The organism is Nonomuraea spiralis (assembly GCF_014648435.1).
Lineage (GTDB): Bacteria > Actinomycetota > Actinomycetes > Streptosporangiales > Streptosporangiaceae > Nonomuraea > Nonomuraea spiralis.
The window spans coordinates 560,888-576,754 of sequence record NZ_BMRC01000002.1 but is presented as its reverse complement, the minus strand read 5'-3'; the positions used below and the strand labels follow the sequence as shown (position 1 = coordinate 576,754).

At 72.1% G+C, this 15,867-nt stretch carries 13 protein-coding genes; 8 read left to right on the top strand and 5 right to left on the bottom strand.

From position 1 onward, the window contains the following. Positions 1–59 precede the first annotated feature (59 nt). From IEZ27_RS06545 to IEZ27_RS06535, 3 genes are all read right to left on the bottom strand, one after another. Complete coding sequence (locus tag IEZ27_RS06545; RefSeq protein ID WP_125635288.1) at positions 60–191, bottom strand: SapB/AmfS family lanthipeptide; 132 nt, start codon at positions 189–191, stop codon at positions 60–62. A gap of 5 nt (positions 192–196) precedes the next feature. Next, positions 197–2,752 carry a class III lanthionine synthetase LanKC gene (gene lanKC / locus IEZ27_RS06540; protein WP_189646364.1) on the bottom strand — a complete coding sequence of 852 codons (2,556 nt, stop codon included), beginning with the start codon at positions 2,750–2,752 and terminating at the stop codon, positions 197–199. A 127-nt stretch (positions 2,753–2,879) separates the two neighbouring features. Further along, positions 2,880–3,965, bottom strand: coding sequence for a sensor histidine kinase (locus tag IEZ27_RS06535; RefSeq protein ID WP_189646363.1), 1,086 nt, complete (start codon positions 3,963–3,965; stop codon positions 2,880–2,882). Between the two features lie 230 nt (positions 3,966–4,195). Here IEZ27_RS06535 and IEZ27_RS06530 point away from each other — a divergent pair, with 230 nt between their 5' ends. From IEZ27_RS06530 to IEZ27_RS06510, 5 genes are all read left to right on the top strand, one after another. Then, a complete protein-coding gene (locus IEZ27_RS06530) occupies positions 4,196–5,167 on the top strand; it encodes an aldo/keto reductase (RefSeq protein ID WP_189646362.1) in 972 nt (323 codons plus the stop codon). A 52-nt stretch (positions 5,168–5,219) separates the two neighbouring features. Next, positions 5,220–6,899 (top strand): DNA polymerase/3'-5' exonuclease PolX, encoded by a 1,680-nt coding sequence (polX, locus tag IEZ27_RS06525; RefSeq protein WP_189646361.1) that lies wholly within the window; start codon positions 5,220–5,222, stop codon positions 6,897–6,899. 292 nt (positions 6,900–7,191) lie between these two features. After that, positions 7,192–8,028, top strand: coding sequence for a hypothetical protein (locus IEZ27_RS06520; protein WP_189646360.1), 837 nt, complete (start codon positions 7,192–7,194; stop codon positions 8,026–8,028). A 152-nt stretch (positions 8,029–8,180) separates the two neighbouring features. After that, the gene (locus IEZ27_RS06515; RefSeq protein ID WP_189646359.1) at positions 8,181–9,254 is read left to right on the top strand and encodes a sulfite oxidase; all 1,074 of its coding nucleotides are present in this window, start codon (positions 8,181–8,183) and stop codon (positions 9,252–9,254) included. A gap of 143 nt (positions 9,255–9,397) precedes the next feature. Next, on the top strand, positions 9,398–10,888 hold the full coding sequence (locus tag IEZ27_RS06510) for a WS/DGAT/MGAT family O-acyltransferase (RefSeq protein WP_189646358.1): 1,491 nt from the start codon (positions 9,398–9,400) through the stop codon (positions 10,886–10,888). Here IEZ27_RS06510 and IEZ27_RS06505 read toward each other — a convergent pair. Beyond that, positions 10,826–11,371, bottom strand: coding sequence for a TetR/AcrR family transcriptional regulator (locus IEZ27_RS06505; protein WP_229823483.1), 546 nt, complete (start codon positions 11,369–11,371; stop codon positions 10,826–10,828). The genes IEZ27_RS06510 and IEZ27_RS06505 overlap by 63 nt on opposite strands. A 121-nt stretch (positions 11,372–11,492) precedes the next feature. Between IEZ27_RS06505 and IEZ27_RS06500 the strand changes: the two genes are divergently transcribed. The 3 genes from IEZ27_RS06500 to IEZ27_RS06490 all read left to right on the top strand — a co-directional run bounded on the left by IEZ27_RS06500 (position 11,493) and on the right by IEZ27_RS06490 (position 14,707). Continuing rightward, entirely contained in the window at positions 11,493–12,101 is a 609-nt protein-coding gene (locus tag IEZ27_RS06500; protein ID WP_189646356.1) for a TetR/AcrR family transcriptional regulator, read from the top strand. Beyond that, the gene (locus IEZ27_RS06495) at positions 12,101–13,606 is read left to right on the top strand and encodes an MFS transporter (RefSeq protein WP_189646521.1); all 1,506 of its coding nucleotides are present in this window, start codon (positions 12,101–12,103) and stop codon (positions 13,604–13,606) included. Before IEZ27_RS06500 ends, IEZ27_RS06495 begins: the two co-directional genes overlap by 1 nt. A gap of 171 nt (positions 13,607–13,777) precedes the next feature. Further along, positions 13,778–14,707 carry an aldo/keto reductase gene (locus IEZ27_RS06490; RefSeq protein WP_189646355.1) on the top strand — a complete coding sequence of 310 codons (930 nt, stop codon included), beginning with the start codon at positions 13,778–13,780 and terminating at the stop codon, positions 14,705–14,707. Positions 14,708–14,779: 72 nt separating this feature from the next. On the opposite strand, the gene IEZ27_RS06485 is transcribed toward IEZ27_RS06490, so the two are convergent. Continuing rightward, positions 14,780–15,802 (bottom strand): polyprenyl synthetase family protein, encoded by a 1,023-nt coding sequence (locus IEZ27_RS06485; RefSeq protein WP_229823482.1) that lies wholly within the window; start codon positions 15,800–15,802, stop codon positions 14,780–14,782. Positions 15,803–15,867 lie beyond the last annotated feature (65 nt).

Sequence of the window (15,867 nt, the reverse complement as noted above, 5' to 3'; positions counted from 1 at the left end):
CTTCGAACTCGGGAGGTCCCCGCGCCACCACGAAACGGCGCGGGGACCCCTGTCAGCTATCAGTGGCAGAGAGCGACACTGAGGTTGCTCGGGTGGCCCGAGTGACACGTAAGAGCCGTGAGCGTGCTGCCGCCGCTGGCCACGTCGCTGGCCGCGGGAGCCTCCAGACCCTGCAGGTCGAGAAGAACCATGTGCTTTACACCTCCTTCCGTGAATGATCAGGCGTAGGCCGCTCGGGTGCGGCCTCCAGGAACGGCAGGCGCGCCGGCTGGTCGCCCAGCACCGCGCCGAGCGCGAACAGCACGCCGGCCGTCCCTGTCGCGAAATCCATGGACAGGCGCAGGAGCCCGTCGCCGGGGAAGGCCAGCCCGCCGCCGTACGGCAGGGCGTGCCAGCTCAGCCCCTTGATCAGATCGCGGGCCGCCGGTTCGCCGGCGAGTGCCGCGATGAGGCCCGCGCGCCCGGTGAACAGCCCGGGCTGGACGAAGAACCCGGCGCGGGCGGCCAGCGTGAGCCGGTCCAGCGCGGCGGCCAGTTCCTCGTCGGGCCTGTGGGTGAGGTAGCGCCGCAGGACCATGGCGATGCCGGCGGAGCCCTCGTCCAGGTAGGGCAGCAGCCGCCAGCCCTGGTCGACCTGGAGCGAGCCGTCCTCCGAGGCGCGGCAGCGCCGCAGGTCCTGCCGGAGCGCGGTCCCGGCCAGGTCGAGCAGCGCCCGGTCGCCGGTGTGCTCGTAGGCGTGCAGGAAGAGCAGGGCGGGCCCGGACGAGCCGTACATGAGGCCGGCTCTGGGGTTGCTGCCGCCGCTGATCGTGGGCACGTCGTCCGGGCCGCCGAGGCGGTCGGCGCAGATGTCCACGGCGCGCATGGCGGGCCCGGTCAGGGAGGGCTCGGTGCGGCCGAGCCGCAGGAGGTTCAGGCCGATGCCGGACAGGCCGGAGAACAGGGCCGACTCCAGGCGCTCCCATTGCTCGCGCAGGGCGACCTCGACGACGTCGAGCGCGTCCTGGCGGTGGCCGAGGCGGTCGAGCACGTGGGCGATGCCGTGCAGGCCGTCGTACAGGCCGAGCCCGGAGCCCTGGGCCGGGCGCGGGGCGCGCTCGCGCAGCCAGTTCTCGTACTCCGGGAAGGGGCCGAGGCCGGTGGCCGACAGGGCGAGCAGCACGCCGGCCGCGCCGGTCGCGACGTTGAGACCGCCGCCGGGCTTGAACTGGGCGACGTCGCCGGGGAAGAGGCGGTCGTCGCGGGCGGGGGTCGCGGCGGCCCGGATGGCCCGGCACATCGCCTCCCGCAGTTCGGCCCAGGTGGCCGTCCCCGGCTGCGGCACGGGGGTCTCCACGGCCTGATCACCCGCGATGGTCGCGGCGGCGGTGTCCATGAAGGCGCCGGGGACGGGGAAGGTCTCCTTGACGATCCGCGCCAGCTGGACGATCTTCGGCCGGTGGATCGGCAACATGATCGTGCACTGCGGGGCGAACAGGGCGAAGCGCAGGCAGGCCAGCGCGTACCTGTCGACCTCGACGCCGTGGCGGTCGCGCGGCGCGGCGAAGGCGGGGTGGGCCAGCGCGGCCCTGGCCCGGTCCGCGGCGACGGTGGCGACCTCGTAGTCGATGAGCACGACCCGGTCGTCCTGGGTGAGCAGGATGTTGTCGGGGTGCAGGTCGCCGAAGACGACACCGCGTCCGTGCAGCGACTCGACGGCCCGCTCGACGCTCTCCAGGGTCGTCGTGGCCCAGGTGGTGTAGTCGGCGAGGTCCTGCTCGTCGCACGTGGCCCGGGTCAGCGGGAAGCGGCGCACCAGCCGCCGCTGGAGCGGGGTGCCGTCCACGAACTCCTGGACGAGGAAGTGGTGCCCGCCGAGGGTGAAGTAGTCGAGCAGCGCGGGGGCGGCGGGCAGGCCGGCCAGGCGGCGCAGCATGTCGCGCTCGTGTTCGAGCCTGGCGACCGCGTCGCGGCCGGCCGCGTCCAGCCCGGCGTGCGGCCTGGCCTCCTTGAGCACCACCCGCTCCTCCGTACGGGTGTCGCGGGCCAGGTAGACGCCGCCGCCGTTGGAGAAGTGCAGCACGCTCTCGATCCGGTACGGCAGCCCGTCCATGGTAACCGCGTTGCGCGCGGCCAGGTGGGGTTCGAGGAACCCGGGCAGCGTCGTCCAGGCCGGCACCGAGAACGTCGAGCCGCGCACGTCGGGGACCAGCGTGCCGTCGCCGTCCTCGACGGCCAGCACCCGCTCCCCGGACGGGGACAGGCAGTGCCGGTCGGCGAACCCGCCGTACCTGACGAACATCGGCCCCTCGCCGTAGCGCAGGTCGCTCAGGATGTACGGCCCCTCCACCCCGCGCAGCAGCTCGCCGAGTTCCTTGAGCACGAGTTCGAGCTGCCCCTCGTCCCGCGGGTAGACGGTGATGAGCTTGCCGCTCGACGCCCGTGAGGCGGCCTTGGAGTTGACCATGACGAGCACGGCCGGGCCGCGCAGGAACTTGAAGGCGACCCCGCGGGGCACGCAGTAGTCCCACACGGTCTGGACGGCCTTCTCGGCGTCCTCGATCCGGGCCGACACGTGGATCTTCCAGCCCTGGGGCGGCAGGGGCGCCTCCCGGGTGGGCATGTAGTAGGCCCAGGTGTCACTGAGCTCGTGCGCCCAGCCGTCGGGGGCGGGCCGGCGCACCAGGGCGAAGTCGGCGTCCGCCGCCGTGCTGTGGTCGGGAGTGTCGTAGAAACACTGGTCCACAAGGCAGTAGAGCTCGTACTTGTCCATTTGGCGCGGCCCTCCGAGGCGGTGTGGTTAGAGCCTGCCGCACCCGCCGCCGGTCGGACTAGTAACACTCAACATTAGCCATATATGGCTATGAAATGGGCCTTGATGTGTTTTTCACAAAACGTAATTACACACGTGGGGCATAAACACTGAAAGCGAATTCTCCGCCGCGTGACGTGGACGCCTCCAGCCAGCCACCCAGCGCCGACACCCGTTCGGCCAGGTTGAGCAGGCCGTGGCCGGCGTCCCCCGGGCGGCGCGGCGGACGTACGCCGTCGTTCCTGATCGACAGGCGGACCAGGTTGTCGCGTTCCATCAGCTGGATCCAGCACTGTCCGGCCTCGGCGTGCCGCAACACGTTCGTCACCCCCTCGCGCAGCGCGTGCGTGAGGGCCTCCTCCACATCGGGACGCAGGTCTCGACAGGACACCTTGATCTGGCAGCGCACCCGCGCCGACTCCAGCAGCGCCCGCGCCGAACTCAGCTCGGCGGCCAGCGAGGACGTGCGCGGGCGGCCGTGCGCGACCGCCCGGACGTCGGCCGACAGGGTACGCAGGAGCTCCAGCGTCTCGGTGACCTCCTGCCGGGCCTTCTCGTCCCCCTCCGCCACCAGCCGCTGGATGAGCTGCGCCTTCAGCGTCAGGACGGTCAGCCGGTGCCCGACCAGGTCGTGCAGGTCGCGGGTGAAGCGGCGGCGCTCCAGCGCCACCGCCTGCCGCATGACGTCGGTACGGGCCCCCGCCAGCCGGCGCACCCGGGTCAGCAGGCTCAGCAACGCGAACTCCACGACGCCGACCAGCGGGCTGACCACGGCCCACGCGGGCTCGACCTGCCACGACTGCGGCGCGGCCAGCAGAACCGGCCCGCACGACAAGGCCAGCACCACCAGCACGACCGACCTGATCCGCGCCGCGACCACGAGCAGGGCGCCCACCAGCAACCCGCACACCGGGGTCCAGGCAGGCCCGAAAACCGCCAGCGGCACGTACGTGAGCCACGCCTGGACGGCCACCAGCCACCACGAGCCGGCGCGGCGCGAGGGCGCCTCCATGACGAACTTGCCGTGCAGCGTGAGCAGGACGGCCAGCGCCACCGACCCCTCGATCACCAGCCCGGACCTGGCCAGCCCGGCCTGCACCGGCACGGCCAGCCCCACGCCCCCGGCCACCAGGCCGAGCCCCCCGGCCCAAAAGGGCGATGCCAGAACATGCATTTTGGAACGTAATCGAGGCGCAAGACCACGGTATGCGGCGTCCACCTCACCCCCGGTATGCGGTTGTCGTGACGGGATCCTACGCGTGGCAAGTGCGCTCACCGTTGTCTCGTTCCTCCAAATCGACCTGATGAGGCCGCCTCGTGTAAAGCCCGAGGCCGCTTCCGGACACGCTGACTGCCCGCCCCTACATCGGGTTAACCAGTGCATTCAAGTCATAAGGTTGCGGTATGGACTACATGCGACTTGGCACCACAGGACTGAAAGTTTCTCGCATCTGTTTGGGAATGATGAGCTACGGCGACCCGGCACGCCAGGAATGGGCCCTGCCGGAGGAACAGGCCGAGCCGATCGTCCGGCGGGCCGCCGACGCCGGGGTGACGTTCTTCGACACCGCCGACATCTACAGCCAGGGTCACAGCGAGGTCGTCACCGGCAGCGTGCTGCGCCGGATCTTCCCCCGCCGTGAGGACTACGTGCTGGCCACCAAGGTCTACTTCCCGATGGGCCGGGGAGCCAACGACCGGGGCCTGTCGCGCAAGCACATCCTCTCCGCGATCGACGCCTCGCTCGAACGGCTCGGCACCGACTATGTGGACTTGTACCAGATCCACCGGTGGGACGACGAGACCCCCATCGAGGAGACCATGGAGGCGCTGGACGAGGTCGTCAGGTCGGGCCGCGCCCGCTACATCGGCGCCTCCACCATGTGGGCCTGGCAGTTCTCCAAGGCCCAGTACGTCGCCGAGGCCAACGGCTGGACGAGGTTCGTCTCGATGCAGAACCACTACAACCTGATCTACCGCGAGGAGGAGCGCGAGATGTTGCCCCTCTGCGCCGACCAGGGCGTGGGCGTGCTCCCGTGGAGCCCGCTCGCGCGCGGTGTGCTGGCCAGGGCGGGCTCGGCGTCCGCGACGACCGCCAGGACCGGCTCCGACCAGCGCATCGACCACCTGTACGACCCCGACAACGACCGGCGGATCCTCGACCGGGTCGCGCAGCTCGCCGCCGACCGGGAGCTGCCGGCGGCCCAGGTCGCCCTGGCCTGGCTGCTCCACCAGCCGGGGGTGACGGCGCCGATCGTCGGGGCCACCAAGGACCGGCACGTGGACGACGCGGTGGCGGCCTTGGACGTGAGGTTGTCGGACAAGGAGCTGGAGTTCCTGGCGGAGCCGTACCGGCCGCGTGAGGTCAAGTCCTGATCACCGGGCGTGATCTCCGGGATTGTCGGCCGGAGATCCTAAGGTAGGGGGCATGCGGGCTAATGAGGAGGCGGCGGCGGCGCTGCAGGAATACGCGGAGCTGTTCGCGCTAAGCGGCGGCGACGCCTTCCGGGTGCGGAGCTACCAGAAGGCGGCCAAGGCGATCGCCGGGTTCCCCGAGGACATCTCGGAGGTCGACGTGCGCGGCGTCCCCGGGGTAGGCGAGGCCATCGCCAAGAAGATGGAGGAGTTCCTCCAGCGCGGCAGCTTCCGGCAGCTCGACGACCTGCGGGGCCGGGTGCCCGAGGGTGTCCGGCGGCTGACCCGGGTGCCCACGCTGGGGCCGAAGACGGCGATCATGTTGTTCGAGGACTACGGCATCGACTCCACGGTGGCGCTGGGCGAGGCCATCACCTCCGGCCGGCTCGACGGCGTCAAGGGTCTCGGCCCGAAGACCCTGGCCAACCTGCTCAAGGGCATCGAGCAGCTTGAGCAGGCGGGCCGGCGGGTGCACATCGGCGTCGCCATGTCCCTGGCCGAGCAGGTCATCGGCTCGCTCAAGGCCGAGCGCATCGCGTACGCGGGGTCGCTGCGGCGGATGAAGGACACGATCGGCGACATCGACATCCTGGCGGTGGCGCCCGAGTCGATCATGGCCGACTTCCGCGCCCAGCCCTACGTCGCCGACGTGATCGCCGCGGGCGACAAGAAGACCTCGATCCGCACGACCTCGGGCGTACAGGTCGACCTGCGCCTGATCCCCGCCGGGTCGTGGGGCGCGGCGATGCAGTACTTCACCGGCTCCAAGGAGCACAACGTGGCCATCAGGGAGATGGCGGTGAAGAAGGGCTGGAAGTTGTCCGAGTACGGCCTGTTCGAGGGCGAGCGGGTGATCGCCGCGGAGTCGGAAGAGGACATCTACGAGGCGCTCGGCATGCAGTTCGTGCCGCCGCCGATGCGCGAGGACGGCGGTGAGATCAAGGCGGCGCTGCGCGGGGAGCTGCCCGTGCTGGTGGAGCTGGCCGACCTCAAGGGCGACCTGCACACCCACACCGACCTGACCGACGGCATCGCCTCGCTGGAGGACATGGTGGCCGCCGGTCACGCGCGCGGCTACGCCTACTACGCGGTCACCGACCACGCACCCGACCTGGCCATGCAGCGCATGACGCTGGACAAGGCGCTGGAGCAGCGCGGGCGGGTGGCCGAGCTGCAGAAGAAGTACCCGACCATGCGCATCCTGCACGGGTCGGAGCTCAACATCGGGCCCGACGGCTCGGTCGACTGGCCGGGCGAGGTCCTGCGCGAGTTCGACGTGTGCGTGGCCTCGGTCCACTCCCATTTCGGGATGTCACGGGATGAGATGACCCGCCGGTTCATCGCCGCGTGCGACAACCCGTACGTCGACATTATCGGCCATCCGACGACCCGGAAGATCGGCAAGCGGCCGTCGGTCGACGCCGACTGGGACGCCGTCTTCCGCGCCGCCGCCCGTACCGGCACGGCGATGGAGATCGACTCCTACCCTGACCGCTCCGACCTGCCGGCCGACCTGGTGCGGCTGGCCAAGCACCACGGGGTGAAGTTCTCCATCGACAGCGACTCGCACGCGATCCCCCACCTGGCCAACCAGCGGTTCGGGGTCGGAATCGCCCAGCGGGCCTGGCTGACCGGCGACGACGTCATCAACACCTGGCCCCTGGACCGCCTGCTCACCTTCCTCGGCCGCTGACCGCACACGGGCTTGGGGTGTGAGTCGGGTGCGGCCCGCACCCAGCGCGGGCCGCACCCGAGCCTCGGCGGGGGATCCATCGTGCTCGACGCGGGAACGACGGCGAGCACCCAGGACAGGGTTCCCCTTCCGCGGGACGGGCGTCCACCGGAATCCCTACCCTTAAATCCGGACTTTTCATCACAAATCATCACATTTGCCGCATCGCTCAGAAGGCGCCCGCTTGCGCCCGCCCGTCCCCATTCCTCCATACATGCGCGGCCAGGTCGCGGCTTCGCTAGCTTGGACGGCGATGGACGAGATCACGCCCCCGCCCGCCGACCAGAACGCCGACTTCCCAGCGGGCGGAGACGGCACCCGTGCCACCGGATCCGCGCCACGGCGGAGGAGCGCCCGCAGAGGGCGCAGGTGGTGGAAGATCCTGCTCGTCGCCCTGGTCGCGGTGCTGGCCGCGACCGTCGGCGGGGTCGCCCTGGCCTATCCCTCGCTCGCCGCCACCACCTGCCCCGGCTGCTACGGCCTGACCGAGCTGCGACCCGGCCTGCACGTCGAGGACGGCCTGACCGAAGCCCAGCACGGACGGGCCCGCGAGGTGGCCGACCAGGCCGCCCGCCGCGTCACCGGCTTCTACGGCACCCGCCTCAGTTCCCCCGACCTGCTCGTCTGCCTGACCGAGAGCTGCTACCGGCGCATCGGCGGCGGCCGGGAACGCGGCGTCGCGGTGCTCAACCGGTCGGTGATGCTCTCGCCGCGCGGCCTCGACCCGGTGATCGCCTCCCATGAGATGTCCCATGTCGAGCTGCACGCCAGGCTGACGTCCGCCGCCGCCGTCCCGCAGTGGTTCGACGAGGGGCTGGCCGTGGTGGTCGCCGACGATCCGCGTTACCTGACCCCGCAGCCCGCTCCCGCGTCCGCGCCCGACCGTTGCCTGGTGGCGCCGTCCGGGCAGCCCTTGCCGGTGACGTTGGAGGAGTGGCTGCGGGCCGCGAGCGCCGACCCCGCCACGTACGCCCGATCCGCCTGCCAGGTGAGCCGCTGGCTGGACGGGCACGGCGGGCGCGCCGGCCTGCTCGACCTGATCACCCGCCTCAACGCTGGTGAGCCCTTCGCCACCCTTGTACGCATGTGACGGTTGCCGCACCCGTGCCACTGGGTAAGTCCCGGTATGGCTGGAACGGTCCCACGATCGGGACGGGATTCGGCAAGGACGCGCACGCGAAGACAGCGCGAGGAGATTAAATGGTTTCCAGGTAGGAAATACGTCTTGCGGAGGTGGCTCCCATGAAGCAAGTCACGGCGACGATCGTCAAGCCGCTGCCCGACCACCTGTTCCGGGTGCACGACGGCAACGCCGAGATGCGATGGGAGGCGATGTCCGGGGTCGGCTACCACACCCCGAACGACCGCTTCTTCGTCAGGAACCACACCGCCACCCCGCTGATCGACGCCGCCACCTGGCAGCTGCACCTGCACGGCGCCGGGCTGCTGCGGCCGCGTGCCTTCACCTACGACGAGCTGCTGTCGATGCCCTCGCGCACCCACGACGTGGCGATCGAGTGCGCGGGCAACGGCCGCGGCTTCTACGGCACCCAGCAGGGCGACCCCGCGCCCGGCGCCCAGTGGGGACTCGGAGCCGTCGGCGTGGCCAGGTGGCGCGGCGTGCCGCTGCGCCACCTGCTCAAGGAGGCCGGGCTGCGCCCCGAGGCCGTGGACGTGCTGCCGACCGGCCTCGACGCGCCCTTCGAGCACTACGGCCACGTCCGCCGCCCGCTGCCGGTCGCCAAGGCCGTGGACGACGTGCTCGTGGCCTACGGGATGAACGGCCGCCCGCTGCCGCCCGACCACGGGTTCCCGGTCCGGCTGGTGGTGCCGGGGTGGGTGGGGATCGCGTCCATCAAATGGCTGGGCGACATCGAGGTGTCGACCAGCAGGATGTTCACGCCGTGGAACACCGTCTTCTACCGGGACGTCGCGGCGCAGCCGGTCAAGAGCGCGTTCGAACTGCCCTGGGACGCCCGGCTGCCGATCCGCGGCCCGCACGCCTGGCGCGGCCGGCCGGGCCCGCACGTGTTGCGCGGCCGGTCGTGGTCGGGACGCGGCCGGATCGTCAAGGTCGAGGTCAGCTTCGACGGCGGGGCCACCTGGCACCTGGCCGAACACCACGGCCCGCACCTGGTCGGGGCCTGGTTGCCCTGGCACGTCCAATGGGCGCCGCGGCACACCGGGCCCGCCGTGCTGATGGCCAGGGCCACCGACGAGACCGGCGCCACACAGCCCCTTCGCACGCCCAAGCACCCCTTCGGCTACTCCTTCGACGCGGTCGTCCGGCATCCGGTCGAGGTGGTCAACGGATAGGTAACTGTCACCGATCCCGGCTGAGCTGGACATTCACCGAAACGTGGTCCGTAGCTGTGGATTTCATCTGAAAGACTTTCGCGGAAACGTTACGGAAATGACATCGTGCGAGGCTTGCCGCACGACGGAAAGGGGAGAGCACGATGCGCCAGCTGAGCCCGTTGGACGCCCAGTTCCTCCACCTGGAGTCCGAGACCACCGCGGCCCACGTGGCCGGGCTGGCGATCCTCGACTCCTCCGGCGGCACTGTGCACCGGGACGCGCTGGCCGAGCTGCTGCTCGACCGCGTCCACCTCTCCCCCGCGCTGAGCCTGCGCCTGACCGAGGTGCCGTTCGGGCTCGACCGTCCCTACTGGAGTGCCGATCCGGCCTTCGACCTCGCCAACCACCTGTTCGAGACGGCGCTGCCGGCGCCCGGCGACGACGAGGCGCTGGCCGGGGCGGTGGCCGCGATCCACGAGCGCAGGCTCGACCGGTCCCGCCCGCTGTGGGAGATGCACCTGATCACGGGGCTGGCCGGCGACCGGGTCGCGGTCTACACGAAGGTGCACCACGCGGCCATCGACGGCGTGTCGGGCGCGGAGACCCTGGCGACCCTGCTCGACCTGAGCCCAGAGGGGGCCCGGGAGCGGGGTCCGCGCCCGGCGCCGCCCGCGCAGGACGCGCCCGGCCTGGTGGAGATGCTGGCCGGCGCCGCCGTACGGTCGGTCGCCCATCCGGTGCTGGCCGCCCGGTCGGCGATCAGGGCCGCGGGCGACCTCGACGCGATCCCGCTGGCCGGCGCGCTGCCCGGCGCGAAGATGATCGCCAGGGCGGCCCGGCTCGTGACGGGCGACCAGCAGCGGCGGCCCGAGCTGCCGGAGCTGCCGGGGCTGACCGCGCCGCGTACGCCGTTCAACGGGCCGATCAGCGCGCGGCGGGATCTCTCGTTCGGGTCGGTGCCGCTGAAGGAGGTCAAGAAGATCTCCAAGGCCGGCGACGTCAGCGTCAACGACGTGGTGATGACGCTGTGCGCCTCGGCGCTGCGGTCCTGGCTGGAGGAACGGGACGCGCTGCCGGAGGAGCCGCTGGTGGTCGGGGTGCCCGTGGCGGTGCGTACGGGCCGGGCCAAGGACGTGGTCGGCAACCAGATCTCGGCCATGGTGGCGCCCGTACCGACGAACGTGGCCGACGCCAGGGAACGGCTGCGGGCGGTCGGCGAGACCATGAGCAGGGCCAAGCGGCGCTTCGCCGTCGCGCCGGCGAGCTGGCTCGGCGAGTTGTGCTCGCTGCTGCCCGCGCCGGTCACGAGCCTGGCCACCCCGGCGATCTTCCGGCTGGCCGGGTCGGTGTTCCCGCCGATCAACCTGATCATCAGCAACGTGCCGGGCCCGCAGTTCCCGCTGTACATGTGCGGCGCCAGGGTGCTGGCCTACTACCCGCTGTCGGTGCTGACCGACGTGTCCGGCGGGGTGAACATCACCTGTTTCTCCTACGACGGCATGCTCGACTTCGGCATCGTGGCCTGCCCCGAGCGGCTGGAGGACGTGTGGTCCCTGCTCGGGCACCTGCGCGACGCCCTCGACGAGCTGCTAGCCGAGGGCGTGGGCGATGAGTTCTGCGACGGCGTCGGGGTCGATCTGGTGACCGGTTAGCTGGCAGAGGTTCTCCTGGTAGAGCAGCACGGCGGCGAACGTGGCCGCGGCCACCTCCAGCCGGGCGGCGTCGCCGCGGGCGCCGGGCAGCGCCAGTTCCAGCGCGAACCTGGCCCGCCTGATCAGCTCGCCGTTGAGCCTGCCGAGCCGTTCCTTGACCGAGCCGTGCGTGTCGGCCTCGCGGAACAGGATGCGGCGCATCGCCGGTGAGGCCCGCAGCGGCAGCCCGCGCGCCAGCCGGGCGAGGGTGCCCGCCGGGTCGCCGGGCACGGCGTCGACCTCGCGCCCCTCCTCGACCAGGGTGCGTTCGTCGACCAGAGCGACCAGTACGTCGATCTTCCGCGGGAAGTAGTGGAAGATCAGCCCCTTGGGGACCTGCGCGAGCCTGGCGATCACCGCGGTCGGCGTGGCCTCGTAGCCACTGCCCGCGAACAGCTCCTCGGCCGCGTCCAGGATGCGCGTGCGCGCGTCACCGATCGACACAGCTCGCACCCTAGCGCCACCTGCGGCTTCGTCGCCATCCCATGCGGGCCAGAGCGTACTGCCCTCGGGCCGGGGTGTAACATTTGAGACGTAAATGTCGCAGAATAGACGGAGTTGTCTCATGACGGTGAGCCGGGAGCAGATCATGACCGCGGCGATCCAGCACCTCAACGAGCATCCGGCCGCCTCCATGGCCCAGCTCGCCGAGGCGGTGGGGATCAGCAGGGCCACGCTCCACCGGCAGTTCAGCAGCCGCGAGGAGCTGATGACGGCGCTCGGCCACCGCGCGCACGACCAGTGGCACCAGGTCCAGGTGCGCGCGGGCGTGACGGCCGCCGCCGCCTCGGCCGACCCGCGCGTGATCGGACGGGCCCTCGACACCCTGCTGGACGGGCTGGTCGACGTGGCCGACGAGTACGGCTTCGGCCTCACCGACTACGCGATGGCCGTTCACCCGGAGCTGCTGCGGCGTTCGGACGAGCTGGAGGAGCACGAGATCGCGCTGTACGCCGCCGCCCAGCGGGCCGGCCTGCTGCGCGCCGACCTGCCCGCGCGCTGGATCAACAACACGGTCTACGGCCTGCTCGTGGCCGTCAGGGAGAGCCTGCGACGCGGCGACGTCGCCCGCCGCGAGGTGCCCCGGCTGCTGCGCGAGACGTTCCTGACCGGGACCGGGACCGGTGTCAGCACCGGGGCCGGGGCCGGTGTCGAGGGCGGGGGGCGGTCGTGATGGCGGTCACCGGCGTCTCCGCGCGCAGGCGGTGGGCGGGCCTGGCCGTGTTGTCGGCCAGCGTGCTGCTCGTGGTCATGGACATGACCGTGCTCAACGTCGCCCTGCCCGCGATCTCCGAGGACCTGCGGCCGACCTCGGTCGAGCTGCTGTGGATGGTGGACGCGTACTCGCTGGTGTTGTCCGGGCTGCTGGTGACGGCGAGCGCGCTGGGCGACCGGTGGGGGCGCAAGCGCATGCTGCTGACCGGGTTCGGCGTGTTCGGGCTGGCCTCGACGGCGGTGTTGCTGGCCGACTCGGCGGCCGACGTGATCGCCGTACGGGCATTGCTGGGGGTGGGCGGGGCGATGATCATGCCGTCCACGCTGTCCATGATCCGGAACCTGTTCACCGATCCGGGCGAGCGGGCCAGGGCGCTCGGCGTCTGGTCGGCGATGGCGGCGATGGGCGCAGCGCTCGGCCCGATCCTGGCCGGATTCCTACTGGAGCACTTCCCCTGGCAGTCGGCGTTCCTGGTGAACGTGCCCGTCATGGTGGCGGCCGTCGCCGCCGGGCTGTTCCTGCTGCCGGAGTCGCGCAACCCCAAGCCGGGCCGCTGGGACGCGCTGGGGACCGTGTTGTCGATGGCGGGCATGACGGCGCTGCTCTACGCGGTCAAGACGTTCGGCAAGGACGGCCTGACCTCGCCCGCCGCGCTGGCCGCCGCCGTGGTCGCGGTGGTCGCGCTGAGCTGGTTCGTGGTGCGGTGCGCGCGGCGGCCCGATCCGCTGCTGGAGATCAAGCTGTTCCGCAGCCCGCCGTTCTCGGCGGGTGTGGTGACGGCGCTGAGCACGTCGATCGCGATGGCGGCCGTGCTGCTGCTGCTCGCGCAGTGGATGCAGCTCGTCCAGGGGTACGCGCCGCTGGAGACGGGGGTGCGGCTGCTGCCCGCCGCGCTGGCCGCGCTCGTCGCCTCGCCGCTCGCGCCCGTACTGGCCGAGCGCATCGGGGCCCGGGTGGTGCTGGCGGGCGGGCTCGTGGTGACGGGCCTGGGGTTCCTGGTGTTGTGGCTGGCGCCGCAGCCGCTGGGCTACTGGCCGGTCGCGGGCGCGCTGGCGCTGATCGGCGCGGGCAACGGCGCGCTGGCCATCGCCTCGGCCGTGATCATGGCAGGTTCTCCGCCGGAGAAGTCCGGGAGCGCGGCAGCCATCGAGGAGACCAGCTACGAGGTGGGCGCGGCGCTCGGCGTGGCCGTGCTGGGCAGCGTGGCGGCCGCGGTCTACCGGGGCGGGCTGGACTACGCGGGGCCGGGCGCGCAGGCGGCGCGCGAGTCGCTGGGCGGGGCCCTCGACGTGGCCGGCGAGCTGGGGGCGCAGGGGGCGCGGCTGGTGGAAATGGCCAGGGCGGCCTTCACCGACTCGCTGGCGCTGACCTCGGGGGCGGGGGCGGCGCTGATCCTGGTCGGCGCGGTGGCGGTCTGGCTGCTCACCCCGCGCGACCTCGACCTGAGGGCCGTCGAGCACTGACCGCCGCCGCCCGCCGCCCGCCGCCGGACCGCCGCCGGGGCTGGGCAGGCGCCGGTGCCGGGCAGGGCGGGGCCGGGTGGGCGCGGGGCCGGGTGGGCGCGGGGCCGGTGGCCTGCGCGTTCGCCGGGGCGCCGTCCGCGCCTCTTCGGGGGAGGCACGGATAATGGCCGCATGAGATCAATAGGCACCACGGACCTGTCCGTGTTCCCGATATCGCTCGGCACCAACGTCTTCGGCTGGACCGCCGACAAGGAGGCCTCGTTCGCGGTCCTCGACGCCTACGTCGAGGGCGGCGGCAACTTCATCGACACCGCCGACGTCTACCCCCACTGGGTGACCGGCGAGTCCACCTCCGAGCTGATCATCGGCGAGTGGATGGCCGACCGCGGCAACCGGGACTCCCTGGTGCTGTCCACCAAGGTCGGGATGCTGGAGGGGCTCGAAGGGCTGGCCCCGGCCACGATCCGCACGGCCGTCGAAGACTCACTGCGCCGGCTGCGCACCGACTACATCGACCTGTACTGGGCGCACGTGGACGACCACGACACGCCGCTGGTGGAGTCGCTGGCCGCCTTCGACGCGCTGGTCAAGGAGGGCAAGGTGCGCCACGTCGGCGCGTCCAACTACGGCGCGGCCCGGCTGGCCGAGGCTCTGCGGCTCTCCCGGGAGGAGGGGTTGGCCCCGTACGTGGCGTTGCAGCAGCCGTACAACCTGGTCGATCGGGCGTACGAGGGTGAGCTGCGGGACGTCGTGGCGGCGGAGGGGTTGTCGAGCACGCCGTACTTCGGGCTGGCCCGCGGGTTCCTGACCGGCAAGTACCAGCCGGGCGTCACGGTCGACAGCCCGCGCGCGGGAGGGGCGGCCCAGTACCTGGAGACCGAGCACGGGCGCAGGGCGCTCGAAGGGCTGCTGAAGGTGGCGGCCGAGCGCGGCACGGAACCGGCCTCGGTGGCACTGGCCTGGCTGGCCGCCCAGCCCACGGTCACCGCGCCGCTGGCCAGCGCGCGCGACCCGCACCAGCTCAAGCCGCTGCTGGCGGCGGCGGAGCTGGTGCTGGGCGAGGAGGAGCTGGCGCTGCTCGACGCGGCCTCCCGCCCCTGAACGCCGCCCGCCCCTGAACGACCGGCGCCCGGCCCCGCGCCCGGCCCCGCACGGGCAGCGGAACCAGCGGGGTCAGCGGGCGCGGCCGGCCAGCGAGACGCACAGTTCCCTGAGCGCGACGGCGCCGGGCAGGCATTCGTCCAGTACGTCCAGCGCCGCCCCCAGGTGCCGGGCGGCCAGGCGGTCCGCGATCGTCCGGCCGCCCGCCTCCTCGATCAGGCAGGCGGCCAGGGTCAGGGCCGCGTCGTCGGTCTCGCCCGAGGCCAGCGCGTCGGCCAGGCGGCGTGAGGCGGGCTCGCCCGATCCCAGCGCGGCCAGCACCGGTACGGTCTTCTTCCGCAGCCGCAGGTCCCCGTGCACGGGTTTCCCGGTGACCTGCGGATCCCCCCAGATCCCGAGCACGTCGTCGGCGATCTGGAAGGCCACGCCGAGCTCCACCCCCATGCGCCACATGCGCTCGGAGAGGTCGGGCCGGCCGCCGAGCGCGACCCCCGCCGCCGCGGCCGCCCCCAGCAGGGCCCCGGTCTTGCCCGCCGCCATCTGCGTGTACTCGGCCACGCTCACCTCGCCGGGCCCGCTCCACGGCCTGCTCTCGAAGGCCATGTCGGCGGTCTGGCCCTGGACCAGCTCGACGAGGGCCGCCGACAAGTAGCGCATCGCCTCGGGGCGGTCGGCGAGCCGGGCGACGGCCAGGGCCAGCAGCGCGTCCCCGGCCAGCAGGGCGGGCCCCACCCCGTACGCCTTCCACAGGGCGTCCCGGTGCCTGCGCAGCTCGTCCTGGTCGATGATGTCGTCGTGCACGAGCGAGAAGGCGTGCACGAGCTCGACCGCGACGGCTCCCGGCAGCGCCTGTTCGGCGGTGCCGCCGACGGCCTCGGCGCTGAGGATGGCGAGGGCCGGGCGCACGCTCTTGCCGCCGGCCCCCTCGTACGGCCGTCCGGTGGCGTCCGACCAGCCCAGGCTGTAGGAGACCATGGCGGCTCCCCAGGGATGCAGACCCGCGACCGCGGCGCGCATGGCGGGCTCCACCAGGCGACGACAGCGGGCGATCATGTCGGCGTCCGACAGCCAGGCGCCGGGGCGGCTGAGGTTCACGTGGTGCTCCTGCCAATGTTCGATCTTGAATCTACATGCACGGTCATGTGATACTCCAGCCTAGG

Bases quoted from the DNA above. Each gene is read 5' to 3' on its own strand.
- IEZ27_RS06545 (WP_125635288.1), bottom strand. From the start codon at position 191: ATGGTTCTTCTCGACCTGCAGGGTCTGGAGGCTCCCGCGGCCAGCGAC.
- lanKC (WP_189646364.1), bottom strand. From the start codon at position 2,752: ATGGACAAGTACGAGCTCTACTGCCTTGTGGACCAGTGTTTCTACGAC.
- IEZ27_RS06495 (WP_189646521.1), top strand. From the start codon at position 12,101: ATGGCGGTCACCGGCGTCTCCGCGCGCAGGCGGTGGGCGGGCCTGGCC.
- IEZ27_RS06500 (WP_189646356.1), top strand. From the start codon at position 11,493: ATGACGGTGAGCCGGGAGCAGATCATGACCGCGGCGATCCAGCACCTC.
- polX (WP_189646361.1), top strand. From the start codon at position 5,220: ATGCGGGCTAATGAGGAGGCGGCGGCGGCGCTGCAGGAATACGCGGAG.
- IEZ27_RS06530 (WP_189646362.1), top strand. From the start codon at position 4,196: ATGGACTACATGCGACTTGGCACCACAGGACTGAAAGTTTCTCGCATC.
- IEZ27_RS06535 (WP_189646363.1), bottom strand. From the start codon at position 3,965: ATGCATGTTCTGGCATCGCCCTTTTGGGCCGGGGGGCTCGGCCTGGTG.
- IEZ27_RS06490 (WP_189646355.1), top strand. From the start codon at position 13,778: ATGAGATCAATAGGCACCACGGACCTGTCCGTGTTCCCGATATCGCTC.
- IEZ27_RS06515 (WP_189646359.1), top strand. From the start codon at position 8,181: ATGAAGCAAGTCACGGCGACGATCGTCAAGCCGCTGCCCGACCACCTG.
- IEZ27_RS06520 (WP_189646360.1), top strand. From the start codon at position 7,192: ATGGACGAGATCACGCCCCCGCCCGCCGACCAGAACGCCGACTTCCCA.
- IEZ27_RS06510 (WP_189646358.1), top strand. From the start codon at position 9,398: ATGCGCCAGCTGAGCCCGTTGGACGCCCAGTTCCTCCACCTGGAGTCC.